1 protein-coding gene and 1 pseudogene are annotated in these 510 nt (G+C 64.7%); both read left to right on the forward strand.

All coding sequences use genetic code 11. The features are described from left to right. A pseudogene (locus J0A65_RS25545) lies at positions 1-186 on the forward strand (two-component system response regulator); the annotation flags it as partial. A 112-nt stretch (positions 187-298) separates the two neighbouring features. Continuing rightward, positions 299-510 (forward strand): MCP four helix bundle domain-containing protein (locus J0A65_RS25550; protein ID WP_206597019.1); only part of this gene is annotated, 212 nt, incomplete at its 3' end.

Consider the following 510-nt stretch of genomic DNA (forward strand, 5'->3'; position numbering starts at 1 on the left):
GTCTACGACGCCCTGCGCATGGCGCGCCCCTACAAGGCTCCCTGGCCACGGGAGAAGGCGCAGGCCTTCATCCGCGAACAGTCGGGCAAGCACTTCGACCCGGCCCTGGTCGCCATCGTCGAGGGGCTGTACGAGCAGATAGAGGCCCTGCAGCAGAACCTCAGCGACGCGCCACAGGCGAAATGACCTTCGCGGATCAGGCCTGGCAAGGCCTGGCCACCGCCATCACAACTCGGGTACCGCCAGCATGAACTTCAGATCCATCTCCATCGCCCCGCGCGCCGCAATAGGATTTGGCTTGATTGCGTTACTGGTGTTCGCGCTGGGGGGCTTCGCCCTGCAGCAGATGCGCAGCATGCATGCCCACTCCAGCGAGGTCGAGGACAACTGGATACCCAGCCTCAATACCCTCGGCGACGTCACCCAGGACGTCCTGCGCCTGCGTGCAGTGACCTTGCGCATGGCGTTGAGCGACGACGCCCAGCAGTTGCAGGCGAGCGTATCGCTTGC

It is taken from the genome of Bowmanella yangjiangensis (genome assembly GCF_017255015.1).
Classification (GTDB): Bacteria; Pseudomonadota; Gammaproteobacteria; order Enterobacterales; family Alteromonadaceae; genus Bowmanella; species Bowmanella yangjiangensis.